The sequence below is a fragment of the Herbaspirillum sp. CAH-3 genome (genome assembly GCF_009668275.1).
Lineage (GTDB): Bacteria > Pseudomonadota > Gammaproteobacteria > Burkholderiales > Burkholderiaceae_D > Herbaspirillum > Herbaspirillum aquaticum.
In genome coordinates, this window is sequence record NZ_VSWE01000012.1 from 171,909 (window position 1) to 194,268 (window position 22,360).

Annotated in this window: 22 protein-coding genes; 11 read left to right on the top strand and 11 right to left on the bottom strand. The window is 63.3% G+C overall.

Going from position 1 to position 22,360, the window contains the following annotated elements; genetic code table 11:
- Positions 1–234: 234 nt before the first annotated feature.
- From FYB76_RS16900 to FYB76_RS16910, 3 genes are read left to right on the top strand one after another with little or no spacing between them, the layout of a single operon-like run.
- The gene (locus FYB76_RS16900; RefSeq protein WP_154134353.1) at positions 235–1,260 is read left to right on the top strand and encodes an ABC transporter substrate-binding protein; all 1,026 of its coding nucleotides are present in this window, start codon (positions 235–237) and stop codon (positions 1,258–1,260) included.
- A complete protein-coding gene (locus FYB76_RS16905) occupies positions 1,241–2,113 on the top strand; it encodes an ABC transporter ATP-binding protein (protein ID WP_154134354.1) in 873 nt (290 codons plus the stop codon). The genes FYB76_RS16900 and FYB76_RS16905 overlap by 20 nt, the downstream gene beginning before the upstream one ends.
- A gap of 15 nt (positions 2,114–2,128) precedes the next feature.
- On the top strand, positions 2,129–2,995 hold the full coding sequence (locus tag FYB76_RS16910; protein WP_088757172.1) for an ABC transporter permease: 867 nt from the start codon (positions 2,129–2,131) through the stop codon (positions 2,993–2,995).
- 54 nt (positions 2,996–3,049) lie between these two features.
- Here FYB76_RS16910 and FYB76_RS16915 read toward each other — a convergent pair whose 3' ends face one another.
- Positions 3,050–3,622, bottom strand: a complete 573-nt coding sequence (locus FYB76_RS16915; RefSeq protein ID WP_154134355.1) for a methylated-DNA--[protein]-cysteine S-methyltransferase — start codon at positions 3,620–3,622, stop codon at positions 3,050–3,052.
- 316 nt (positions 3,623–3,938) lie between these two features.
- Positions 3,939–4,295, bottom strand: coding sequence for a hypothetical protein (locus FYB76_RS16920; RefSeq protein WP_088757170.1), 357 nt, complete (start codon positions 4,293–4,295; stop codon positions 3,939–3,941).
- A 360-nt stretch (positions 4,296–4,655) separates the two neighbouring features.
- On the opposite strand from FYB76_RS16920, the gene FYB76_RS16925 reads away from it, so the two are divergent.
- Positions 4,656–5,861: a threonine ammonia-lyase gene (locus tag FYB76_RS16925; RefSeq protein WP_088757169.1), complete on the top strand. Its 1,206-nt coding sequence runs from the start codon at positions 4,656–4,658 to the stop codon at positions 5,859–5,861.
- A 33-nt stretch (positions 5,862–5,894) separates the two neighbouring features.
- Here the strand turns inward: FYB76_RS16925 and FYB76_RS16930 are convergent, their stop codons facing one another.
- Genes FYB76_RS16930 through FYB76_RS16940 form a run of 3 tightly spaced genes read right to left on the bottom strand, consistent with a single transcriptional unit; the run spans position 5,895 to position 8,247 of the window.
- The gene (locus FYB76_RS16930; RefSeq protein ID WP_154134356.1) at positions 5,895–6,182 is read right to left on the bottom strand and encodes a DUF6587 family protein; all 288 of its coding nucleotides are present in this window, start codon (positions 6,180–6,182) and stop codon (positions 5,895–5,897) included.
- Positions 6,179–8,005, bottom strand: coding sequence for a ferrous iron transporter B (locus tag FYB76_RS16935; protein WP_154134357.1), 1,827 nt, complete (start codon positions 8,003–8,005; stop codon positions 6,179–6,181). Before FYB76_RS16935 ends, FYB76_RS16930 begins: the two co-directional genes overlap by 4 nt.
- Positions 8,002–8,247: a FeoA family protein gene (locus tag FYB76_RS16940; RefSeq protein ID WP_154134358.1), complete on the bottom strand. Its 246-nt coding sequence runs from the start codon at positions 8,245–8,247 to the stop codon at positions 8,002–8,004. Before FYB76_RS16940 ends, FYB76_RS16935 begins: the two co-directional genes overlap by 4 nt.
- Positions 8,248–8,739: 492 nt before the next feature.
- On the opposite strand from FYB76_RS16940, the gene FYB76_RS16945 reads away from it, so the two are divergent.
- Positions 8,740–9,210 carry a hypothetical protein gene (locus FYB76_RS16945; RefSeq protein WP_088757165.1) on the top strand — a complete coding sequence of 157 codons (471 nt, stop codon included), beginning with the start codon at positions 8,740–8,742 and terminating at the stop codon, positions 9,208–9,210.
- Positions 9,211–9,224: 14 nt separating this feature from the next.
- Here the strand turns inward: FYB76_RS16945 and FYB76_RS16950 are convergent, their stop codons facing one another.
- Positions 9,225–10,124: a LysR family transcriptional regulator gene (locus FYB76_RS16950; RefSeq protein ID WP_088757164.1), complete on the bottom strand. Its 900-nt coding sequence runs from the start codon at positions 10,122–10,124 to the stop codon at positions 9,225–9,227.
- A 148-nt stretch (positions 10,125–10,272) separates the two neighbouring features.
- Between FYB76_RS16950 and FYB76_RS16955 the strand changes: the two genes are divergently transcribed.
- Together FYB76_RS16955 and FYB76_RS16960 are read left to right on the top strand one after the other, a co-directional pair.
- Positions 10,273–11,547: an MFS transporter gene (locus FYB76_RS16955; protein WP_154134359.1), complete on the top strand. Its 1,275-nt coding sequence runs from the start codon at positions 10,273–10,275 to the stop codon at positions 11,545–11,547.
- A 70-nt stretch (positions 11,548–11,617) separates the two neighbouring features.
- The gene (locus tag FYB76_RS16960) at positions 11,618–12,379 is read left to right on the top strand and encodes a hypothetical protein (RefSeq protein ID WP_154134360.1); all 762 of its coding nucleotides are present in this window, start codon (positions 11,618–11,620) and stop codon (positions 12,377–12,379) included.
- Positions 12,380–12,422: 43 nt separating this feature from the next.
- Here the strand turns inward: FYB76_RS16960 and FYB76_RS16965 are convergent, their stop codons facing one another.
- A complete protein-coding gene (locus FYB76_RS16965) occupies positions 12,423–13,172 on the bottom strand; it encodes an SDR family oxidoreductase (RefSeq protein ID WP_154134361.1) in 750 nt (249 codons plus the stop codon).
- A gap of 209 nt (positions 13,173–13,381) precedes the next feature.
- On the opposite strand from FYB76_RS16965, the gene FYB76_RS16970 reads away from it, so the two are divergent.
- Complete coding sequence (locus FYB76_RS16970; RefSeq protein WP_154134362.1) at positions 13,382–14,329, top strand: LysR family transcriptional regulator; 948 nt, start codon at positions 13,382–13,384, stop codon at positions 14,327–14,329.
- 66 nt (positions 14,330–14,395) lie between these two features.
- Here the strand turns inward: FYB76_RS16970 and FYB76_RS16975 are convergent, their stop codons facing one another.
- Positions 14,396–14,752, bottom strand: coding sequence for a hypothetical protein (locus FYB76_RS16975; protein WP_154134363.1), 357 nt, complete (start codon positions 14,750–14,752; stop codon positions 14,396–14,398).
- A gap of 803 nt (positions 14,753–15,555) precedes the next feature.
- Between FYB76_RS16975 and FYB76_RS16980 the strand changes: the two genes are divergently transcribed.
- The 3 genes from FYB76_RS16980 (at position 15,556) to FYB76_RS16990 (ending at position 17,587) form a co-directional block, all read left to right on the top strand.
- Positions 15,556–15,960 carry a DUF4148 domain-containing protein gene (locus tag FYB76_RS16980; RefSeq protein ID WP_088757159.1) on the top strand — a complete coding sequence of 135 codons (405 nt, stop codon included), beginning with the start codon at positions 15,556–15,558 and terminating at the stop codon, positions 15,958–15,960.
- Between the two features lie 559 nt (positions 15,961–16,519).
- The gene (locus FYB76_RS16985) at positions 16,520–16,810 is read left to right on the top strand and encodes a DUF4148 domain-containing protein (RefSeq protein WP_154134364.1); all 291 of its coding nucleotides are present in this window, start codon (positions 16,520–16,522) and stop codon (positions 16,808–16,810) included.
- Positions 16,811–17,296: 486 nt separating this feature from the next.
- Positions 17,297–17,587 (top strand): DUF4148 domain-containing protein, encoded by a 291-nt coding sequence (locus FYB76_RS16990; RefSeq protein ID WP_154134365.1) that lies wholly within the window; start codon positions 17,297–17,299, stop codon positions 17,585–17,587.
- Positions 17,588–17,678: 91 nt separating this feature from the next.
- Here the strand turns inward: FYB76_RS16990 and FYB76_RS16995 are convergent, their stop codons facing one another.
- The 3 genes from FYB76_RS16995 to FYB76_RS17010 form a co-directional block, all read right to left on the bottom strand.
- A complete protein-coding gene (locus FYB76_RS16995; RefSeq protein WP_154134366.1) occupies positions 17,679–18,806 on the bottom strand; it encodes a mechanosensitive ion channel family protein in 1,128 nt (375 codons plus the stop codon).
- An 86-nt stretch (positions 18,807–18,892) separates the two neighbouring features.
- Positions 18,893–21,052, bottom strand: coding sequence for an FUSC family protein (locus tag FYB76_RS17000; protein ID WP_154134367.1), 2,160 nt, complete (start codon positions 21,050–21,052; stop codon positions 18,893–18,895).
- 247 nt (positions 21,053–21,299) lie between these two features.
- The gene (locus tag FYB76_RS17010) at positions 21,300–22,199 is read right to left on the bottom strand and encodes a LysR substrate-binding domain-containing protein (RefSeq protein ID WP_154134369.1); all 900 of its coding nucleotides are present in this window, start codon (positions 22,197–22,199) and stop codon (positions 21,300–21,302) included.
- Positions 22,200–22,360: the final 161 nt, after the last annotated feature.

Here is a 22,360-nt window from a genome sequence, read left to right on the forward strand (position 1 = left end):
ACTGCCGAAAAAATCTTCATATCGCCTGGAAGCCGCGCCGGACAAGGGCTTGCGGCCTATACCCCGGCCGCATATCGATATGCGGTAATCGAGTTTTTCTTTCTCCCCTGCCCTTTATATACTCCGAACGAATAAAGAACCGCGTTTTACCAGCATGACGGTTCTAAGCCGACACCGCACATCCACTGCCGGATTCTCCACCGAAGCCGGCCGGACTCCACAGTACAGGACACCATGACTACACGACTCTCTTCCAAGGGGCGCCTGCGGCGTCTGTTCACCACCACCCTGGCGCTGTCGCTGCTGGGCGCGCCGCTGATGGCGCGCGCCGAAGGCAGCATCCGCATCGCCCAGCAATTCGGTATCGGCTACCTGATCCTCGACGTCGTGCAGGACCAGAAGCTGATCGAAAAATACGGCAAGCAGGAAGGCGTGGACATCAAGGTCGAGTGGACCAGCCTGTCGGGCGCCACCGGCATGAACGAAGCCCTGCTGGCCGGGGCCCTGGACGTGGTCTCGGCCGGTGCGCCGCCGGCCCTGGTGCTGTGGGACCGCACGCGCGGCCGCCAGAACGTCAAGGCGATTGCCTCGCTGGGATCCATGCCCAACTACCTGTTGAGCAACAATCCCAATGTCAGGACCATCAAGGACTTCAGCGACAAGGATCGCATCGCCGTCCCGGCGGCAGGTGTGGGCTTCCAGTCGCGCACGCTGCAGATCGAGACCGCCAGGGTATTCGGCAAGGAAGATTTCAAGCGCTTCGACAGCATCAGCGTGAGCCTCTCCCATCCGGATGCCACGGCGGCCCTGATCGCGGGCGGCTCGGAAATCAATGCGCACTTCTCCAGCCCGCCCTTCCAGTACCAGGCGCTGGAAAACAAGAAGGTGCACAAGGTCATCAGCTCTTACGACATCATGGGTGGACCGGCGACCTTCAACGTGCTCTACACCACCCAGAAATTCCACGACGAAAACCCCAAGACCTACCGTGCCTTCTACAAGGCGCTGGTGGAAGCGGCCGAGTTCGTGCGCAACAACAAGGCCAAGGCAGCCGATACCTTCATCCGCGTGCAGAAGTCCAAGCTCGCGCCGGAGTTCGTGCGCAGGATCGTGGAAGACCCGGAAATCAACTTCACCGTCTCGCCCGAGCGCACCTTCGTCTATGCCGAGCAGCTGCATGCGCTGGGCGTGCTGAAGAATCGCGCCAGCAGCTGGAAGGATTACTTCTTCGAGGAAGCGTATGCACAACCCGGCAGCTGAAACCGCCAGCGTGAGCGCCGCCGCCAGTCTGCAGCCGCTGCTGCAGGTGGACCGCGTGAGCCTGCAATACCGCAGCGCCACGGCCGTGGTGCAGGCCACGCATGAAGTCAGTTTCGACGTGCATCCGGCGGATCGCTTCGTGCTCCTGGGCCCCTCGGGCTGCGGCAAGTCCAGCCTGCTCAAATCGGTCGCGGGCTTCCTGCCGCCGGCCGGTGGCGAGATCCGTCTCGATGGCCAGGTGGTGCATCAACCGGGGCCGGACCGCATCGTGGTGTTCCAGGAATTCGACCAGCTGCCGCCGTGGAAGACGGTGCTGCAGAACGTGATGTTCCCGCTCCTGGCCTCGCGCACGCTGGGCAAGCGCGAAGCCGCCGAGCGCGCCCGCCATTACTTGGAGAAGGTCGGCCTGGCGCGCTTTGCTGATGCCTATCCGCATACGCTCTCGGGCGGCATGAAGGCGCGCGTGGCCATTGCCCGCGCGCTGGCGATGCAACCCAAGATGCTGCTGATGGATGAGCCCTTCGCCGCCCTCGATGCGCTGACCCGCCGCAAGATGCAGGAAGAATTGCTGGCGCTGTGGGATGAGGTGCGCTTCACCCTGCTCTTCGTGACGCACTCCATCGAAGAGGCACTGGTGGTGGGCAACCGCATCCTGCTGCTCTCGCAGCATCCGGGCCGCGTGCGCGCCGAGATCAACAGCCACCAGTACGATCTGTCCAGCCTGGGTGGCGTGGGCTTCCAGCAGACCGCCCAGCGCATCCATCGCCTGCTCTTCGATGAAGGCGGCGAAACCGGCTCGGCCAGCGCAGCGGCACCGGTCATCAATTTCAGCGATGTCCGCTTTTCTTACTAAAGACCGAAATACGCCATGCCCCAGACTCCCCCGATCCGCGACGAATACGAACTGCCGCTGACTCCCCTGCCCGGCCTGGTGCTGCAGCGCCAGTTCTCGCTGCCCCAGCGCATCTGGCAACAGGGCTGGGTGCGCAAGGGCGCCATCCTGCTGCTGCTGGCGCTGGTGTGGGAAGGCATCGCGCGCTGGCAGAACAATGACCTGCTGCTGCCGACCTTCCTGCAGACGGCGCAGGCCTTCCTCGACGGTCTCAAGACGGGCGAGCTGTTCGGCAAGACCTGGCTGTCGCTGCAGGTGCTGCTGAAGGCCTATCTGCTGGGCATCGTGGCGGCCTTCGTGCTGACCACGCTGGCGGTATCGACGCAATTCGGGCGCGACCTGCTGGGCACCCTCACCTCGATGTTCAACCCGCTGCCGGCCATTGCGCTCCTGCCCATCGCCCTGCTGTGGTTCGGGCTGGGCCAAGGCAGCCTGATCTTCGTGCTGGTGCATTCGGTGCTGTGGGCGCTGGCGGTCAATACCTATGCGGGCTTCCTGGGGGTCTCGGAGACCCTGCGCATGGCCGGCCGCAACTATGGCCTGCGCGGCCTGGGCTTCGTGCTGCAGGTGCTGGTGCCGGCCGCCCTGCCCTCCATCCTGGCGGGACTGCGCATCGGCTGGGCGTTTGCATGGCGCACGCTGATCGCTGCCGAGCTGGTCTTCGGTGCCACCAGCGGCAAAGGCGGACTGGGCTGGTACATCTTCCAGAATCGCAACGAACTCTATACCGACAAGGTCTTCGCCGGCCTGGCCATGGTGATCCTCATCGGTCTGCTGGTAGAAAACCTGGTCTTCAATACGCTGGAACGCGTGACCGTGAAGAGGTGGGGCATGCAGCGCTGAGCACGCTGCACGGCCAGGCTGGCTGTTGCAGGGAAGTTAGTTGCGTTTTCGGACTTACAGCAGCGACAGCTGGTTGGGATCTTCGCGTCGCCGCGATTGCGCCTTGCGGCGCGGATCGATGACCTGGCCGATATCGCAGCCCTCGGTGGAAATCCCCTCGACGGCCAGCAGCAGTTTCTTGACGTGCAGCCCGCCGGCAAAGCCGGTCAGTTCGCCTCCGGCGCCGATGACGCGGTGGCAGGGCGCGATGATGGAAATGGGATTGCGGCCATTGGCCGCCCCCACGGCGCGCACCGCCTTCTCGTTGCCGAGCTGGCGCGCGATATCGAGATAGGTGCGGGTCTGGCCATAAGGGATGTCGAGCAGGGCCGACCACACCTGGCGCTGGAACTCGGTGCCTTCGAAATGCAGCGGGATGTCGAAGCTGTCGCGTTCGCCGGCAAAGTATTCGCGCAGCTGATGTTCGGTTTCGATCAGGACCGGACGGTCTTCATCCTCCACCATCTCACCCAGGCGCACGCGCAGGGCGTCGTCGTCCTCCCACAGGATAGCTGCCAGGTGATCCCCCTTGGCCACCAACTTGAGCAAACCGGCCGGGGAGGCCATCAGCTTGTACGCATATTCCATTGGCATCTCTTTTGTTGCGTTGAGGGGGCTGATTCTACTGTGTTACCGCTTGAGGTCGTCAAGAATGTTCCAGAAACTTCGATGGCGAAATGGATGCTGGCAGGGGAACATCGCATCCTCATATCGCAATCGACACTACGCTCATGGACAAACCCCACAGGCCCGTGCCCGACCCGTTCGGCATATGGAAATTGCTTCCAACCAAAAATGGCGATTATCAACAAACCCTACGCAGGGAATGGGATGACCGGAGCTTGCTGCAAGCAAAAAAAAAGCGCCGATAACATCGACGCTTGCTTCACGCTATTGAACGGCTTCACACCGTCAACACCGAATGCCCGCTCTCGTTGAACGCGTCATACACGCGCGTGCATACGCGGCAGAACAGATGGCTGCGCTTGACATGGTGATGCCGCAACACCAGCTGCAGCGCCACGCCTTCACAATGCGGGCAAGCCTCGCGCATCGGGCCCACCGGCGTCACGTCAGCGGCCAGGAAGCCGTTGGGGGTCATGATGCCGTCCACGACTTCGCGCGGATCCAGTTCCACCAGTTTCAACAGCAGCGGTGTGGTGCGCTGGTGGTAGCGCGCGCGTTCGCGCGGGGGAACGAGGGGACTGAAGGGCAGGGGCGGGGACGATCGGACATCCGGTTGCCGGGTGGCCATGCTCATGGGTATCTCCTGGGTGAGAACTGCTGAGACTGTTCGGATCTGCGTGAGAAGGAAGGGCGCGCGCCACTTCCGGGTGCCGCATCCGGGCTGGCTGTTGTCTCCTGGTGGAAGCAGCTGGCGGCGCGACGAGTCTTTACTGTAGTCGGCACTGCGGCGGACTTCAATGGCCACTTGCAAAGAAATTTTGTGTTGTCTGGACTGCAATTGCCCAGGTACTGGTTATCACCGAGCAGGCAAAAAGTTACGCGATGGATTTTCGAATTTGCAAGCGGAACGGCCCATGACTTTGCTTTCGGCGCGTTCTTGGTGGCGGTATGCCCGAACTGCTACAAATCACCCCATTGGCTCTACAATCTCGGCATGACAACGCTCAACGACATCGAAGCCGCCGCCCAGCGGCTGCAAGGCCAGATCCTGGAGACACCCTGTGTGGAATCGCGCACGCTGTCCCAGATCGTCGGCGCCCAGGTCTTCCTGAAATTCGAAAACCTGCAATTCACCGCCTCCTTCAAGGAGCGCGGCGCCTGCAACAAGATGGTCGACGTCGCCGCCAGCGAAGGCGGTGCGCGCGGCGTGGTGGCCATGTCGGCCGGCAACCATGCACAGGGTGTGGCTTATCACGCGCAGCGCCTGGGCTTGCCGGCCACCATCGTCATGCCGCGCTTCACGCCCGGCGTGAAGATCGAACGCACCCGCGGCTTCGGTGCCAACGTGGTGCTGCATGGCGACACCCTGGAAGCGGCCCGCACCCATGCCTATGAACTGGCCGAGAAAGAGGGCCTGACTTTCGTCCATCCCTATGACGACGAAGCCATCATCGCCGGCCAGGGGACGGTCGCGCTGGAGATGATGAAGGCCGTGCCGGACCTCGATTGCCTGGTGGTCTCCATCGGCGGCGGCGGCCTGCTGGCCGGCATGGCCGTGGCCGCACGCGCCATCAAGCCGGAGATCGAGATCGTGGGCGTGCAGACACGCCGCTTCCCGACCATGGTCAATGCCGTCAAGGGGACCGAACACCCGGTCGGCGCCAGCACCATCGCCGAGGGTATCGCCGTGGGCACGCCCGGCACGCTGACCCGCGCCATCATCGCGCGCGAAGCCGACGAGCTGCTGCTGGTCGATGAAGGCGATATCGAACAGGCCGTGCTGATGCTGCTGGAAATCGAAAAGACGCTGGTGGAAGGGGCTGGTGCGGCGGGACTGGCTGCGCTGGTGCGCTATCCGGACCGCTTCCGCGGCAAGCGCGTGGGACTGGTGCTGTCGGGCGGCAACATCGATCCGCTGTTGCTCACCGCCATCATCGAACGCGGCATGGTACGTGCCGGACGCCTGGCCCGCGTCAAGGTCAGTTCACGCGACGTGCCCGGCACGCTGGCGCGCATCACCGGCATCGTCGCCGAAGCCGGTGCCAACATCGATGAAGTGCACCACCAGCGCGCCTTTACGCTCCTGGCCGCACAAAACGTGGATATCGAACTGGTGCTGCAAACCCGTGGTCGCCCGCACTTGGCCCAGGTGCTGCAAGCCTTGCGCGCGGCCGGGTTCGAAGCCGAAGAGCTGCACTGAGCACAAGCCTCGCCGCCGCGCCGGATCCGGGATTCAGCGGCGGCGATGGAACTGGATCTTCTGTTCCAGCGGCGGCAGGGCATCACCGCTATCGCCACAGCCATCACACGCACCGCCACCACAGCCACCGCTTTTGGCGGGCGGCAACCAGCGCCGGCCCAGGGCCTGCCACATCCCCGCACGACGACGAATCAGCCAGCTCGCCAGCCGCGCCTGCCAGCGCCAGCTCATCGAAGGCGCCAGCTTGCGCAGCATGTAGAGCGCACTGGCCATCACCAGCGCGGCAATGACCGCGTATTGCCACCACAGCGCGTGATTCATGCCAGCCACCTTGCGATGTTGTAGGTCAGGAAGGAAGCGGCATACGCCAGCAAGAACATGTAGCCGAAGGACAGCGCCACCATGCGCCAGGATTGCGTCTCGCGGCGGATGATGGCCAGCGTGGACATGCACTGCGGCGCAAAGGCGAACCACACCATCAGCGACAGCGCACTGGCCAGCGAGATGTGCGCAGCCAGCGCGCTTTGCAGCGCCGCGCCTTCTTCACCGCCCACCGCATAGACGGTCGCCAGCGTGGCCACGGCGGTCTCCCGCGCGGCGAAGGCGGGGATCAGCGACAGGCTGATCTGCCAGTTGAAGCCCAGCGGAGCGAACAGCATTTGCAGGCTGTGGCCGATGTAACCGGCGATGGAATAGTCGATGGCGGCGCGGGTCGCGCCCTCCGGTGCCGAGGGGAAGGTGCAGATGGCCCACATCAGCACCGTCAGCGCCAGCATCACGCCGGTCAAGCGCTTGAGGAAGATGGCACCGCGTTCCCACAGGCCCAGCGCGATATCGCGCCAGTGCGGCAGACGATAGGAGGGCAGCTCCATCAACAGCGCCCGTTCCTGGCGCGAGCGGCCGATGCGCTTGGCCACCCAGGCCACCAGCATGGCGGCGGCAATGCCCGCCACATAGAGACAGAACAGCGCCAGCCCTTGCAGGTTGAAGATGCCCAGCACCGGACGATGCGGGATGAAAGCGCCAATGAGCAGGGCATACACCGGCAGGCGCGCCGAACAGGTCATCAGCGGGGCGACCAGGATGGTGGCCAGGCGGTCACGCGGATCGGTGATGCTGCGCGTGCCCATGATGCCGGGAATGGCGCAGGCGAAGCTGGAAAGCAGGGGGATGAAGGATCGGCCCGACAGGCCCACCGAGACCATGAGCTTGTCCAGCACGAAGGCCGCGCGGGGCAGGTAGCCGGATTCCTCCAGCAGCAGGATGAAGAAAAACAGCACCAGGATCTGCGGCAGGAAGCCCAGCACCGTGCCCAGCCCGGCCAGCAGGCCATCGGTGACCAGCCCGCGCAAAGGGCCCTCCGGCAGCCACTCACCGACCACGCCGCCGAGCGTGCCGAAGCCATCGGCGATGGCATCGGTCATCGGCTTGCCGATGGCATACACCGCCTGGAACACCAGGAACATGGTCAGCGCCAGCAACAGCACCCCGAAGACCGGATGCAGGGCGATGCGGTCGATCGCATCATCACGGCGATCGGTCGGGGCCGGCATCACCACGGTGTCGGCCAGCAGCGCGCGCACTTCCGCGTGGAGGTCGTCGGGCTCTTGGACCGCCGCCGAGGGGACCGGCGCCTGCGTATCGATGGCCGCCACCAGCGCGCGCGTGCCCCCGCGCTTGACGGCAATGGTCTCGATGACCGGCATGCCCAGGCGCTGCGACAGCGCCGCCACGTCGATGCGGATGCCGCGCCGGGCGGCCGCATCCATCATGTTCAGCGCCAGCACCATGGGCCGGCCCAGGCGGCGCACTTCCAGCACGAAGCGCAGGTGCAGGCGCAAATTGGTGGCATCGGCCACACAGACGATCAGGTCCGGAACGGCTTCGCCAGGATAGCGTCCCTGCAGCACCGCCTGCGTCACGCGTTCATCGGGGCTCACCGATTGCAGGCTGTAGGCGCCGGGCAGGTCGACCACCCGCACGTGGCGACCGGAAGGGGCGGTGAAGGCACCGGACTTGCGTTCCACCGTCACGCCGGCATAGTTGGCGACCTTCTGGCGCGCCCCGGTCAGCTGGTTGAAGAGGGCGGTCTTGCCGCAGTTGGGATTGCCCACCAGGGCGATGTTGAGGGAGCCGCTACTCATGCTGCGGCTCCCGTTGCCAGCCTGACGCGCTCGGCTTCGGCGCGGCGCAGGGCAAAGCGCGTCGAACCGATCTGCACCACGATGGGGTCACCGCCAAAGGGGGCGCTGGCCACCACCCGCACCGGCTCACCGCGCACGAAGCCAAGATCGCGCAGGCGGGCGGCGACCGCGTCGGCGGCGTGCAGGTCGGTCACTTGGTCGACGATGGCGCCGACCCCCTTGGCTAATTCAGTAAGACGCATGGATTTTCTTCTGATCGGGATTCAGGAACGATTCTCATTATATTGCTTCACCCTGAGAAACGCCTGACGAACGGTGACGCGGGTCAGCCCGCCAAGCCGCATCCTGCGGGCTTGCCGGTTCTGCTGCGGCGATATGCCGCAGCAGAACCGGTGCAATCCGCATCAAAGTGTTGGATTACAGATAATGAAAGAAACGCAACTCCGTCATTTTCTTTTATCATTCAAGCAATATTCACGGCATTGGTGTCGCTTCTTCGCCGAATTCCGTTGAAATTTCCATGCGTAAATTTTTGCAGCGCACTATACTTATTTTTGTTTCCGCATGGAAATGAATGACCGGCTGCGCAGGCCGGATGACTGGGAGCCAGCAGGGCCGCGTGGGGGTGGCCAGGTTGGCGCGATCGATTCAAGCAGCTTGCACGGGACCGGGCCTGTGGCCTGAGTGACAACAACAAGATGATTCCACATCCAGCAGGGCCAGCCGGAGCAGACATGCCGCAGCAGATGCCGCTGCGCACCTTGCTCGCGGAGATCAGCGCACTGACGCTGCACGTGCAGCAACTAAGCCGCATGGCCGGGGAAGCCAGCGCACTCATTGAGAACAGCCAGATGCCGGCGCCGATCGATCCCGCACTCTTGGAGAAGCAGCGCCACGAAGCCGAAGCAGAAGCGGATCAGCGCGCGCAGTGGGTGGAGCTGGAAGAGGCCATCCTGCGCATCTTCGACGAGACCTTCGGTCCGCGCACCGATACCCTGGAACGCCAGATGAGCATGAGCCTGATCGCCGAGATCGGCCCGGCGGCCTTCGTGCAGAAGGTGCTGTGGGGCGAGGAGATCAGCGACATCGCCCTGACCATCGCCCTGGAGCGCATGCTGCCCGCGCTGGAACTGCTGGTGGAAGCGCATCCGCGCGCCTTCCTGCGGCAGGCCAACTCGGTCTTGGGGCGCTTCAAGTCCAACTAAGGCTTGTATTCCATTCACTTGTCAGGCGCGCTGCGCTTGAGCGAACGCTGCAAGTGCGCCGCAAAGCGCGAGGCCGCGATCGACTGCCGGTGATAGGCCAGCGACAGTTGCGCGCGCGGTGCCGGCTCGCGGATGTCGATGTAGCGCACCTGGGCCAGCTGCACCTGTTCAATCGCCTCGGGCACGATGGAAATGCCCAGGCCGGCCGCGACCAGGTTGATGGCCGAGGTCAACTGCGGGGCCAGCTGGATCACCTGCGGATCGAAGCCGGCGGCCTGGCAGGCGCTGAAGATATTGTCATAGAGCGCCGACCCCTTGCCGCGCGGGACCATGATGAAATTCTCCCCGGCCAGGTCCTGCAGGTGCAGCGACTTGCGCCGCGCCAGCGGGTGCGAGCGCGGCAGCGCCACCTTCAGTTTTTCCGCCGGCAGTTCGACCACGCCCAGCTCCGCCGAGGGCGTGGTGACGATGCGCACGAAGGCCGCGTCCAGCTGTGAGGCGGCGATATCGGCCAGCAACTGTTCGGTGATGCCTTCGCTCAGGGAGATCTCCAGCTTGCGGTGACGCTCGCGAAACTGCTGAAGGGCATGCGACACCACCGGATGAAACACCGCCGATGAAGTAAATCCCATCCGCAACAAACCCACTTCACCGCTGGCAGCCTGCTGGGCCGCGCGCAGCGCCTGCTCGGCGTCGTCGACCGCCTTCTGCGCGTGCGGCAGGAAGACGCGGCCCACCTCCGACAACTCGACCCCGTGCGAGGTACGCAGGAACAGGGCGCCACCGATCTCGGCTTCCAGGTCCTTGATCTGCATCGACAGGGGAGGCTGGCCGATGCCGACCTTCTCGGCTGCGCGGGTGAAGCTGCGCTGTTCGGCCACGGCGAGGAAATAGCGAAGGTGTCGGAGTTCCATGATGATGAGAGGGCAGGTCTTGTGATATCTGTTTCATAGATGGGCAGGGTGTCTGCCATATATTGGACAATATAGCGGATTTATTCCAGACTGCCTTCCTCCACAACACACCCCGTGCACCGGCCACCTTCCCGGTGCGCACATTGCCATGCAATCCCTCTCGGATTCTCCCAAGGCCGGCACCGCTGCCGGCCACAGCGCCGCCGCTCCCGCCAGGAAACCTGCAGCCAGCCTGCCGCGCGGGGCCGTGCGCGGCTCGGCCGCCTACCGCAACATCGTGCTGGCACTGTTCTGCTCAGGATTCGCCACTTTCTCGCTGCTGTATTGCGTGCAACCGCTGCTGCCGGCCTTTGCCCGTGAATTCCATATCGGAGCGGCCAGCGCTTCGCTGGCGCTGTCGCTGTCGACCGGTTTCCTGGCGGTGTCGATCCTGTTGGCGGGCATGGTCTCGGAACGTTATGGCCGCAAGGAACTGATGTTCGCCTCGCTGGCCACGGCCGCCTGCTGCAACCTGCTGGCCGGCGTGGCCCCGAACTGGGAAATGATCCTGGTGGCCCGTGCCCTCGAAGGCATGGCCCTGGGCGGCGTGCCGGCGGTGGCCATGGCCTACCTCGCCGAAGAAATCGATGCCGGGGGACTGGGTTATGCGATGGGTCTCTACGTGGGCGGCAATGCCTTTGGCGGGATGGTCGGGCGGGTGGCGATGAGTACGCTTTCCGAGCACATCGGCTGGCGTCACGCCATGCTGGCCATCGGTGCGCTCGATCTCGCGCTGGCGGTGGCCTTCGTGATGATGCTGCCGGCCTCGCGCAACTTCGTGCGCAACGGCACGATGCAGCTGCGCGATCACCTGGCCCTGTGGAGGCGCCATCTCGGCCATGCGCGCCTGCCGCTGACCTTCGGCATCGCCGCGCTGAACATGGGCATCTTCGCCACCTCGTACAACTATGCGGGCTTCCGTTTGATGAGCCCGCCGTTCTCGCTCTCGGCCACGCTCACCGGGCTGATCTTCAGCGCCTACATCTTCGGCATCGTGTCTTCTTCATGGGCCGGCTCGCTGGCCGACCGTTATGGACGCGCACCGCTGGTGGCTGCGGGCATCGCCACCTCGTGCGCCGGACTGTTCCTGACCTGCACCTCCTCGCTGGCGCTGGTGATCACGGGTATCGTGCTGCTGACCATCGGCTTCTTCACCACCCATTCGGCTGCCAGCAGCTGGGTCGGGCGCATGGCCAGCAGCGGCCGCGGGCATGCGGCCTCGCTCTACCTGCTGTCCTACTACCTGGGCGGCAGCATCCTCGGTTCGGCCGGGGGCTGGTTCTGGGAACACTCGGGCTGGAATGCGGTGGCGGCCTTCATGCTGTTGCAGGTGGTGACGGCGGCCTGGCTGGCGCGGCGCTTGTGGCGGCAGGGACGTCTCTAGAGGCTTCGTCCTCGCTCACCCTTCGCTTGATCGGCTAACATAATTCCTCATCAGAACAAGAGGGGGAGCAATGGAAGAGCAGATCACCAAATTCCTTGGGGCAATGATCTTGTATGCGGGAGGACCTGCGGCCATCGCATTTGTCCTTTTCAAAACGCTGGGAGAGAAATGGCTGGACAGTAAATTTAGCGAGCGACTCAAATCAGTCGAATATCGATATCAATTTGAACTGTCCGAGCTAAAGCAAAGACTAGATACTGCGGCAAGTGGGTTAAATCGAATTCACCAAAAGGAGTTTGAGGTACTGCCGGAGGCATGGGGGCTTCTAGACGAAGCAATGAACACTCTCAAATGGGTGATCTCACCGCTTCAGTCTTATGTAGATGTAGGCCGTTTGCAGGAGGAGGAGTGGGTAGAGTTTGTTGAAGAACTCACACACTTAAGCAATAGCGAAAAAAAATATCTAAAAAGTATTTATATTTCGCGCGAGCGACAAAAGGCTTATAACAAGATATCTGACAACCACAGAGGAGCACTGGCGCAAAAAGCGATTCGAGAGTTCCAAAACTACTCGGCAAGAAACAGCATCTTTTTGCCAGAAAACCTGCGTGACCAATTCGATCGCATAAGAGAACTGCTATGGTCTGCAAGCGTCACCAAATCAATGGGCCGTGAGATCGAAGATTGGGAAATGCAACAGAAAGCATGGAAAGAGCTCGACGAGAAAGTCGAGCCACTTTTCCATGAAATAAGAAAGTCAATTCAAGACCGAATTGCGCATCAGAGCAAACTCAATATCGACGGGTTGAATATAGACGGCATCCGTCGATAGTCGTCGATATTCGGGGAAGCCTACTTGCGTGCTTTGGGGCATATCACACCTGCGCCATGCCGCCATCCACGAACAGCTCGATGCCATTGACGAAGCTGGCTGCGTCGGAGGCCAGGAAGGCCACTGCCTTGCCGATTTCCTGCGGCTCACCCAGGCGACCCAGCGGCACCTGTGCGGCGAGGAAATCGAACAGGCCCTGGCGCGCTTCATCGGGCACCAGCCCACCGAGGCCAGGCGTACGTACCGGACCCGGGCTGACGACGTTGACGCGGATGCCACGGTCCTTCAGGTCCAGCGCCCAGGAGCGGGCGAAGTTGCGCACGGCGGCCTTGCTGGCGCTGTAGACGCTGAAATTGGCGGTGCCCTGGATCGATACGGTGGACGCCGTCAACACCACCGAAGCGCCATCGACCAGCAATGGCAAGGCCTTCTGCACGGTAAAGAGCACGCCGCGCACATTGGTACCGAAGATACGATCGAAGTGCTCCTCGGTAATCGCACCCAGCGGCATCATGTCGCCACCGCCGGCATTGGCGAAGAGGATGTCGAGCTTGCCTGCGCTTTTGGCGATCTGCGCATAGACCTGGTCGAGCTCGGACAACACCGAGGCATCCGCCCGGATGCCGGTCGCAGCTGCGCCGATGCTGGCCACGGCCGCATCGAGTTCGGCCTGGCGGCGGCCGGTGATGAAGACGCGCGCCCCTTGGGCGGCCAGTTCCTGGGCGGTGGCCAGGCCGATGCCGGTGGTGCCGCCGGTGACGAGTGCGATCTTGCCGTCGAGTTGCTTGTTCATGGTGATGCTCCTTGAAAATGTTTGCTGCCATTGGGAAGAGGGTTGATGCCTGTGCCGCTTCGGCCGGGCCGTCTTGCGGTGAAGGCATGCCTGCACTTTAGCGAGGCGGGCTTTGTGGATAAAGTGTGTAAAATCGAAATGACTATCTACATCGGTGGATAATCAATTCGACTCTTTCCCCACAGCCAAGCTGAAAGGACCCGGGCAACATGGATCAACTGATGGCCATTCGTGGCTTCGTGCGCGTGGTGGAGGCGGGCAGCTTCACGCGCGCCGCTGATTCGCTGGACATGCCCAATGCAACCTTGAGCAAACAGGTGCAGGAGCTGGAGGCGCACCTTGGGGTGCGGCTGCTGCAGCGGACCACCCGCCGCGTGACCGTCACGCCGGAAGGGCGCGACTACTACGAGAAGACCACCCGCATCCTGCGCGACCTGGAGGATATCGACACCTCCTTCAACGTCGCCCGCAGCAAGCCGCGCGGCCACCTGCGCGTTGACGTGGGCGGCTCCACTGCGCGTGACGTGCTGGTCCCGGCGCTGCCCGGCTTCACGGCACGCTATCCGGATATCCGCATCGACCTGGGCGTGTCGGACCGCTCCGCCGATCTCATCAGCGACAACATCGACTGCGTCATCCGTGGCGGTGCGCTGGACAGTTCCTCGCTGGTGGCGCGCCACATCGGCGATGCCGCGCTGTTGACCTGTGCCGCGCCGGCTTACCTGAAGCAGTTCGGCACACCTGCCTACCCGGAGGAATTGAAGAACGGCCACCGGCTGGTGAGCTACCTGTCGCCGCAGAACGGGCGCGCGTTTCCCTTCCGCTTCGCGCGCGGCGCGGAAAAACTGGAGATCAAGGTGGAACACCGCGTGGGCGTCAATGAGAGCAACGCCCACCTGGCCGCAGCCGTGGCCGGGCTGGGGATCGTGCAGACCTTCGGTTATGCCGCACGTGCGGCGCTGGAGAGCGGGGCGCTGGTGGAGATCCTGCGAGCCTGGCGACCACCGGCTTATCCTTTCCATGTGGTCTATCCGCAGAACCGGCATGTGAGCCAGCGCCTGCGGGTCTTCATCGACTGGTTGATGGAAACCCTGCCCGCCCGCATCGCGGCCGAGCCGGAGGTGTCGGTCGGCCACACGCGCAAGCGCCGCAGCTGAGACGCGCGGACAAAAAAAATCCCCGGCCGCAGCCGGGGATAATCCTCAAGACCTCAGATGGTCAAATCAGGGAGTCTTGTCAGTCGGGGTGGCCGGGGATGCGGCCAGGGCTTCATTGCGCTGGGCAGTGGAGTCCTTCTTTTCCTGCTTCAGCTGCGCCTTGGCAGCCTTCTTGTCGGCCTTGTATTCTTGCTTGGCAGCCTTCTTCTGTGCCTTGTACTCGGCCTTGGCGTCGGCATCAGCCTGGCGCTTCTGGACGAACGGGTCGTTGGAAGGCGCTGCCGAAGGCGTGGTCGCAGTCGCGCTCATGGGAGCGGCCGGTGCTGCACCAACAACGTTGCCGCTGGTCGGTGCATTTTGAGCCATAGCGCTGCCGGCCAGGGCCATGAACAGGGACGAAATCAGGATGTGACGAGTCTTCATGCTTACCTCCTTGCGTTGTGTTTATCAAAAAGCCCGAGGCTTCAACAATCAGGAATGTCGGGACGCCGGATCAGTGATCCATGTCCATCACTATAGGCAAGCTTGCTGTTGCGCTATGTCGGACAAGGCCTGATTCTCAGCTTCCCCGATGCCGCAAATTGATGAGCGGTTTCGCGTACCACCGCACAGCTCCACTTGCGTCATGCGTGAAGCTCTGAGCACGCCCTGCGCCGCAAGGTTCGGGCGAAAGTGCAAGCGTCGGTGAGCGATGCAAGCAATCGTAACAAGCAGGAACTGCCAGCCCGGCAAACGCCCCGGGACTGCCGTTTTTCATCATCAGCCGCGAATGAACAAGGGTGAAAAGGCCTGCACGCCGGGCTTCACGCTGGCTCCTCATCTGCCTGAAAAACTTGCTCAAATTTCTTGAACAAGTCATTGGCATTCACTATCCCCTCGATAGAAAAATCTATGTGGCAGCGCAATACTGGAAATGGTTTCAATCGGGCCGATATGAGTGCTTTCGGGACTTATCCCATATAAATCAATAAGTTATCTATTCCCTTAGGTTGGTCGATATGCAGTTTATTGTCAGAACGCCATGTGCAGTTGCAAGACAAAATCCCCGATACAGCCTCGAAAAAACTGATTGTTCGCATATCTGGAATGATGTATTCCGCTTTGTCCGCTTTTTCCGGACGGCTTGAATCCCTAAACTTGGTTCCACGATGACAGCACACAACGACTGAACCACAAGGGTAGTCACAGGTTGAAGTGCTCATCCTCTTACTCACAAAGGAACGATCATGAACACCAAGAATATTGCGAAGAACCTGTTTGCCGGTCTGCTGCTCACCTCCGCCGTTGGCGCCGCCATGGCCGAAGCACCGTATCCCGCCGAAACCCGTATCGTCTCGACCAAGACCCGCGCCGAAGTGATCGCCGACCTGCAACAGGCCCGCGCCAACGGCGAAGTCCTGGTCACCGACCAGTATCCGGCCGACAAGCCTTTCGTCTCCACCAAGACCCGCGCCGACGTGCGTGCCGAATTGAAGGAAGCCCGCGCCAATGGCGAACTGCTGGTGAGCGAACAGTATCCCGTGGACAAGACCTTCCACTCGACCCTGACCCGCGCCCAAGTGCAGCAGGAACTGCAACAAGCCCGCCGCGACGGCAGCGCCATCAGCAACACCCAGGCACCCTCGCTGTAATCGGCAACTGCTGGACCCTATCGCCCCGGCCGGGCACACCCACCCGGTCCAGGCAGCAGCATGCGTAGCGGCGACCCCGCTGCGACAGTCTCTCCCCAGGCGGGCCCCATGAAAGCGACGTTCTCTCCCCTCGGTCGCCGGTAGTGTGGCCCGCCTGCCTTTCCTGCGTCCCGCGTATATCGGCACAGCTGCATCCAGCCGCTTCCACCCTCTGCAGATCGATGCATTTCATCCCTCCCATTTTCTAAGTTTTCTGAAGGACAAGTGCTGTCCATTTTTATCTCGTTTCTCCTCTGTGGAGAGAGGAAATGGCTGTGCTCCTTCCACACTTAAAACCTTAAATTTCGAATTTCACGTTTATTAGTTTTGGTGATATCGAGTTATAAGTTTTTGGCGATGAGCTTGTTCTGAATTCCGGAATGATGAATTCCGGTTTGGCTTCTTTATCCGGACGCCGTGTAACTCTACACTTGAACCCAAGATGACAGCACACAACGACTGAACCACCAACGTCGGCCCAGGTTGACGTGCTCATCTCCTCACTCACAAAGGAACGATCATGAACACCAAGAACATTGCAAAGAACCTTTTCGCTGGCCTGCTGTTGACTACCGCTGTTGGCGCCGCCATGGCTGAAGCCTCCTACGTGCCGGAAACCAAGTTTGTCTCCACCAAGACCCGCGCCGAAGTCATCGCTGAACTCCAGCAAGCCCGCGCCACCGGCCAGCTCCTGGTGAGCGACCGTGACCAGGACGTCAAGGCCGTGGCCTCGACCAAGTCCCGCGATGAAGTGCGCGCCGAACTGGTCCAGGCACGCAACAATGGCGAACTGGCCATCTCCAACCAGTAATTGCTGACGCACCAGCATCACACCGCGCCGGCACGGCCGGCGACAGCGTTTCTCCCCAGGCGGGCCCACGAAAGCGACACTCTCTCACTCTGTCGCCGGTAGTGTGGCCCGCCTGCCATTTGGACGCAATGCAGGATGATTTTCCCTGTATTGCGACCATCCCTGCGGCAAACCTGCCGATCGCGTTTTCCTAAGTTTTTGTGTTCCTTCATTCTTAGAAACGATCGATAGACGTTCTAAGTTTTTTCTTCGTGATCTCTGCGCGGAGGAAGCTGCGAATCTCCTCACGGCGAGGCCGGTCGGCGGCGGCATCCGGCAATCCTGAATTGTTAGTGTTTTACGGAACAATGAATTCCGGTTTTGCGGCTTTTTCTTTGAGGTGGGACTCTCTAAACTTGGTTTCACGATGACAGCACGCGATGACTGATCCAACACCTCCGGAACGGGTTGACGTGCGCATCCTCTCTCACTGAAAAGGAACCCATCATGAACACCATGAACATTGCCAAGAACCTGTTTGCCGGCCTGCTGCTGACCACCGCCGTTGGCGCTGCCATGGCTGAAGCCCAGTACCCCGCTGAAACCCGCTTCGTCTCCACCAAGACCCGCGCCGATGTCGTCGCCGAGCTGCAACAAGCCCGCGCCAATGGCCAGCTGCTGGTGAGCGATCGCGACCAGAACGTCAAGGTCGTGGCCTCCACCAAGAGCCGTGACGAAGTGCGCGCCGAACTGGCCCAAGCCCGCGCCAATGGCGAGCTCTCCATCTCGAATCAATAAGTTGCGGTCGCAAAAAAGGCGCCCGGACCAGCCGGCGCGCCAGATTCCCCTCCAGGCGGGCCCCACGAAAGTGCGGCCCGCTTTGTTTTGTTCAGCTGCTTTTCTCTCCCGGCGCGCCATCGATGATGGTGTCGAGCGCCTCCGGCTGGTTGCGCGGCGACACCTCGGCACGCAGGCGGGGCAGGGCATCCGGATAGTTGCTGGCGATGAAGCCGATCATGTGTTCACGGATCTGGCAGCGCAGGTCGAAGGCCGAGCCCGAATCCCTGGCCGAGACCAGCAGGCGGACCTGCATGTTGCGCTCACTGGTATCGGTCACGTGCATCACGCAGACCCGTTTGTCCCACAGCGGCAGGGTCTGGCAGACACGCTCGAATTCGGCGCGGATGGCCGCCGTCGGCACCGTGAAATCCAGCCACAGGAACACCGTGCCCAGGATGGTGGAGGAGGTGTGGGTCCAGTTCTCGAAGGGATTTTCGATGAACCATTGCAGCGGCACGATCATGCGCCGCTCATCCCAGATCCTGACCACGACGAAGGTGCCGGTGATCTCTTCCACGCGTCCCCATTCGCCCTTGACGATGAGCACGTCATCGATGCGGATCGGTTGCGAAAACGCAATCTGCAGGCCCGCAAAGAAATTGCCCAGCACCGGCTTGGCCGCAATACCGGCGACGATGCCGGCCACCCCGGCCGACGCCAGCAGGCTGGCACCGAACTGGCGCGCGCCGGGCAGGGTCAGCAGCACGAAGGCCAGACCCAGCAAGGCGATGATGAAATAGGCGCTGCGCGAAAGCACGCGGGTCTGGGTCAGGATGCGGCGGGCCTTGAGGTTGTCGGCCACATCATAGGGATTGAGGTTGATGACCGTGGTGCTGACCGACTTCACGCAGCGCATGAGGAACCAGGTCAGCGCCAGGATGAAGGCCACCGAAGTCAGGTAGGAGATGCGGGTGAGGCCCGGCGTGTTGTCCGGCGCCCCGGCCAGCACCAGGCGCAGCATGAAGAGGATCACGCAGGTACGGCTGGCATTGAAGGTGACCTGGGTGGCCGTCGTGGTGAAGGGCCGCCCGCGTGCCAGGCGCCGCACCAGCGCCACCCCCATGCGGTGCAGGAGAATGGCCACCAGCACCGAAACCAGGGCCACGCCCAGCACGATCAGGCCGGAGCGCAATGGCCCCTCGTTCATGTTGTACAGAAAATCGAGATCCAGGCTCATCCGTTCCCTTCCATCCAGAGTGTTGTCGATCCGCTACGTGCGGGGCGCTTTTCCGGTTCGAACAGGGAAGGGGGATTTTGTTTCCGCTAATTGGCCGCAGAGGACGCAGCACCGGCCTCCAGCGCCGCCACCAGCAGGCAGGCCGTCTCCACCGCCGCCGCCTGCGCCAGCTGTACCGGCGCCGGGCGGCTGCGCGTGAGGGCGTGCAGGGTGGCCGTGTCCTGGTCCTGCAGGGCCTGGGCCAGGGCGCGCAGCCACTCCAGCAAGACCGCTTCGGCCGGTTGCGGATGCGCCCACAGGTGGCTGGCGGCAGCGGCCAGCCGGCGCGACAGGGCCACGGCGGTACGTCCGCGCCCCTGGTCGCGCTCCAGCCAGCCGCGTTCGCGCGCCTGGCGCTGCAGCAGCAGGCCGGCTTCCACATTGGCCACGCACGCCGCACGCCGATGCGCGTGCAGTTGCGCCAGGCGGGCCTTGTCGTGCAGCGCATCGCGTCCGGCCAGCGCGTCCGTCAGATAGGCCAGGTTGAGCTGGGCCATGGCCCGCAATTGATGCTGCGGGTCCGCCTGCTGGCGGCGCGGCCAGAACAGATAGCTGGCGGCCACCGCCACCAGCGCACCGATGACATTGTTGCCGGCGCGCAGCGCGGCATTGGCCAGCTCATGCGCCGGATCGCCGCCCACATCGGCCACCAGCACGAACACCGGCGTGAGGAAGGTCGCATACAGGCCATAGCTGACCGGGCGCAGCGCCATGGTCAGCACCGTCAGCGGGAACACCAGCAGCGCCAGCCCCAGCGGCGAATGCACCACCAGGCAGACGGCCACGGCCAGCGCACCGCCGACCACGCTGCCGATGGCGCGCTCCATGCTGCGCGACCAGCTCTCGGCAATGCTGGGCTGCATGACCAGCATGGTGGCCATGGTGGCCCAGTAGCCGAAGGGCAATTCCAGCAGATGCACGATGAGGTAGGTCGCGCCCGCTGCGGCCGCGCAACGCCAGGCGTGGTGCCACTCGGCCGACCCGGCCCGCACGTGCAGCGCGGCCTTGCGGGCCAGTGCACGCAGCCGGTGCAGCAGGGCCGCCAGGCCACGGCGTTCTTCGCGTGCGGTGCGGGCGGCCTGCTTCAGGCGCGCCGGGTCATCGGCGCCCAGCGCCAGCGGGGTATCGAGCTGCTGCAGCAGCCGCCCGGTACCGCTGGGCAGGCGGGCCACCAGTTGGCGCAAGCGCAGCATGATGCGCGCATCTTCATCGGCGGCGATGGCCTCGCCGCGCTGCATCTCGCGCTGCATGGCCTGCAGCTGGCGGGCGATCGCGCCCAGCACGCGGGCACTGCGCTGGCGTGCGCGCAGCGGCTGGTAATGGGTCAGCTGCAGGTCGGCCAGTACGGTGATGCCATCGAGCAGGGCATCGGCCCGCGCCAGGCGCACCAGCAGGTTTTCGTACAGGCGGCGCGACTCGGTGCGTTCGATGGCCACGGCTTCCAGCGCGCGATGGGCGGCGGCCAGGTCGAAGCGCGCATGGCGGCGGGTGTGCGCGGCCAGTTCGGCGGCGTGGACGGCATAGGCGGCATCGTCCAGGTCAGTGGCCGCGGCCAGGCCGGCCAGCTCGGCCAGCGTGCCATAGGCCCGCGCCACCGCCTGGCGCGCCGGGGCGAAGGGGTGGATGCGCCAGACCGTCAGCCCCAGCAGCAGCGCCCACAGGCAGCCGGCGAAATAGATCAGGACGTGGCTTTGTGCCAGCGGCCACAGCACTACCGGGGCATCGGCCATGATGGCCGACACGCCTGCGGCCAGCATCAGTACCAGGCCGGCGGCGGCGCCGTAGATGCGGGAGAACCCGGCCACGCCGGCGCAGGCCATGATGGCCAGCAAACCCGCCTCCACGCTCCAGCCGGCGGCGGTGGCAGCGACCATGCCACCGAGCGTCGAGGCCAGGGCAAACCCGCCCATCGAGGCCAGGCGCGCGCGGTTGGAACCGGCACTGTCGGCCAGGCTGGTGAGGAAGGCACCGATGGCCGCCCACGAGAACAGGGGATTGCCCAGCCACTCGCCCAGCAGCAGCATGGCGGCCGCCCCGCAGGCCGCGCGCAGGCCCTCGGAGAGGTTGGCGTGGCGTAGCGGGAACTGCAGGCGCCAGCGCTCCACCCGGGTGCGGCAGCGGCGGCAGTAGTGCAGCAGCAGGAAACGATAAAGGGAAAAACGGACGGAGAAACGTACGGGAAAACGCGACGACAAGAGCGGCGGCATGATCGTGCTGGGGAGCGGGCAGGTGGAGGAGGGTGGAGCACTTGTGGAGAGTACCGACACCTGCGCACTCACTGCGTCAAGACGTCATTCCAGTTCCGAATTGACGAGTGAGGAGGGGCGGCAGGTATCGGCAAGTCCAGTATAGGAATCCGAAGTATTCATGGCATGACTTAAATTCACCGATTCCATTCCAAAATGGAATGCTGACGCTTTTTGCACCGAGGCGCTTTGCTGCGCCATCTCGCCTTTACCTGCGCACACGGCCACCGGCAAACAATTCCTCGCTCAATGCCATCCATGCCCTCGCCGCATGCGAGAGATAACCACCGCCGCGCGTGACGTAGGCCACCTGCCATTGCACTTCCGGCTCCACCAGCCGCACCGCCTGCAGCTGGTCGGTGGCCAGGCGGTGGATGAAGGGTTCCGGCAGCAGCGCCGCCCCCATGCCGGCCAGGGCCATGGCCACCAGCCAGTCCCACTGGGCGCTCTGGGCCACGATCTCCGGCTGTATCCCCAATTCCCCGAACATGCCGCGCAGGCTGCGGGTGAGGCCGAACTCGTTGTTGAGCAGCACCAGCGGCATGCCGTCGAGCTGCCGGCAGCGCAGGGTGGCGCGGTTTTTCTGGAAACGTCCGGCCTGGGCCACCGCCCACATGGGGTAGCGTGCCACGGGGAGGGTCTGCAGCTCCAGTTCGGGATCGGCGGGCAGCACCGTCATGCCGATTTCCAGTTCGCCATTGGCCACGCGTTCCTCGATCTGCGGGCCGGTGTCTTCCTTCAGGACGATGGCGATCTCGGGATGGCGTTCGCGGAAGGCCTTCAGCACCGGCGTGCAGAGGATGTTGATCATGGGCGGGATGCCGATCTCCAGGCGGCCGCAGCGCAGCGCCTTGGTATCGCGCAACTCGGCGTCCAGCCGCTGCATGGAAGCCAGTATCTGCTGGCCCTGTTCATACACCACGCGCCCGGTATCGGTGAGCTGCAGGCGGCGCCCGTCGCGCACCAGCAGCGGGGCGTCGACCTCGTCTTCGAGCTGACGCACCATCTTGCTGACGGTGGACTGGGTCACGTGCAGGGCATCGGCGGCCCGGCTGAAGCTGGCCTGGCGAACCGTCTCGGTGAAGTAGCGCAGGGCGCGGATGTCCATGGCAGCGGCTTTCGGCGGTGTTTTGGGGTGGCAGGGAAGTATGCATTTTCCGACTGGAACGGCGGAATTTTAATCATACAGTGCATACCTGCCGGCTCCTATACTTGGACCAAACAAGATGCAAGAAGTCCGTCAAGGATGCACTTCTCACCCCCTAAAGA

Bases quoted from the DNA above. Each gene is read 5' to 3' on its own strand.
- FYB76_RS16900 (WP_154134353.1), top strand. From the start codon at position 235: ATGACTACACGACTCTCTTCCAAGGGGCGCCTGCGGCGTCTGTTCACC.
- FYB76_RS16905 (WP_154134354.1), top strand. From the start codon at position 1,241: ATGCACAACCCGGCAGCTGAAACCGCCAGCGTGAGCGCCGCCGCCAGT.
- FYB76_RS16910 (WP_088757172.1), top strand. From the start codon at position 2,129: ATGCCCCAGACTCCCCCGATCCGCGACGAATACGAACTGCCGCTGACT.
- FYB76_RS16915 (WP_154134355.1), bottom strand. From the start codon at position 3,622: ATGGAATATGCGTACAAGCTGATGGCCTCCCCGGCCGGTTTGCTCAAG.
- FYB76_RS16920 (WP_088757170.1), bottom strand. From the start codon at position 4,295: ATGAGCATGGCCACCCGGCAACCGGATGTCCGATCGTCCCCGCCCCTG.
- FYB76_RS16925 (WP_088757169.1), top strand. From the start codon at position 4,656: ATGACAACGCTCAACGACATCGAAGCCGCCGCCCAGCGGCTGCAAGGC.
- FYB76_RS16930 (WP_154134356.1), bottom strand. From the start codon at position 6,182: ATGAATCACGCGCTGTGGTGGCAATACGCGGTCATTGCCGCGCTGGTG.
- FYB76_RS16935 (WP_154134357.1), bottom strand. From the start codon at position 8,005: ATGAGTAGCGGCTCCCTCAACATCGCCCTGGTGGGCAATCCCAACTGC.
- FYB76_RS16940 (WP_154134358.1), bottom strand. From the start codon at position 8,247: ATGCGTCTTACTGAATTAGCCAAGGGGGTCGGCGCCATCGTCGACCAA.
- FYB76_RS16945 (WP_088757165.1), top strand. From the start codon at position 8,740: ATGCCGCAGCAGATGCCGCTGCGCACCTTGCTCGCGGAGATCAGCGCA.
- FYB76_RS16950 (WP_088757164.1), bottom strand. From the start codon at position 10,124: ATGGAACTCCGACACCTTCGCTATTTCCTCGCCGTGGCCGAACAGCGC.
- FYB76_RS16955 (WP_154134359.1), top strand. From the start codon at position 10,273: ATGCAATCCCTCTCGGATTCTCCCAAGGCCGGCACCGCTGCCGGCCAC.
- FYB76_RS16960 (WP_154134360.1), top strand. From the start codon at position 11,618: ATGGAAGAGCAGATCACCAAATTCCTTGGGGCAATGATCTTGTATGCG.
- FYB76_RS16965 (WP_154134361.1), bottom strand. From the start codon at position 13,172: ATGAACAAGCAACTCGACGGCAAGATCGCACTCGTCACCGGCGGCACC.
- FYB76_RS16970 (WP_154134362.1), top strand. From the start codon at position 13,382: ATGGATCAACTGATGGCCATTCGTGGCTTCGTGCGCGTGGTGGAGGCG.
- FYB76_RS16975 (WP_154134363.1), bottom strand. From the start codon at position 14,752: ATGAAGACTCGTCACATCCTGATTTCGTCCCTGTTCATGGCCCTGGCC.
- FYB76_RS16980 (WP_088757159.1), top strand. From the start codon at position 15,556: ATGAACACCAAGAATATTGCGAAGAACCTGTTTGCCGGTCTGCTGCTC.
- FYB76_RS16985 (WP_154134364.1), top strand. From the start codon at position 16,520: ATGAACACCAAGAACATTGCAAAGAACCTTTTCGCTGGCCTGCTGTTG.
- FYB76_RS16990 (WP_154134365.1), top strand. From the start codon at position 17,297: ATGAACACCATGAACATTGCCAAGAACCTGTTTGCCGGCCTGCTGCTG.
- FYB76_RS16995 (WP_154134366.1), bottom strand. From the start codon at position 18,806: ATGAGCCTGGATCTCGATTTTCTGTACAACATGAACGAGGGGCCATTG.
- FYB76_RS17000 (WP_154134367.1), bottom strand. From the start codon at position 21,052: ATGCCGCCGCTCTTGTCGTCGCGTTTTCCCGTACGTTTCTCCGTCCGT.
- FYB76_RS17010 (WP_154134369.1), bottom strand. From the start codon at position 22,199: ATGGACATCCGCGCCCTGCGCTACTTCACCGAGACGGTTCGCCAGGCC.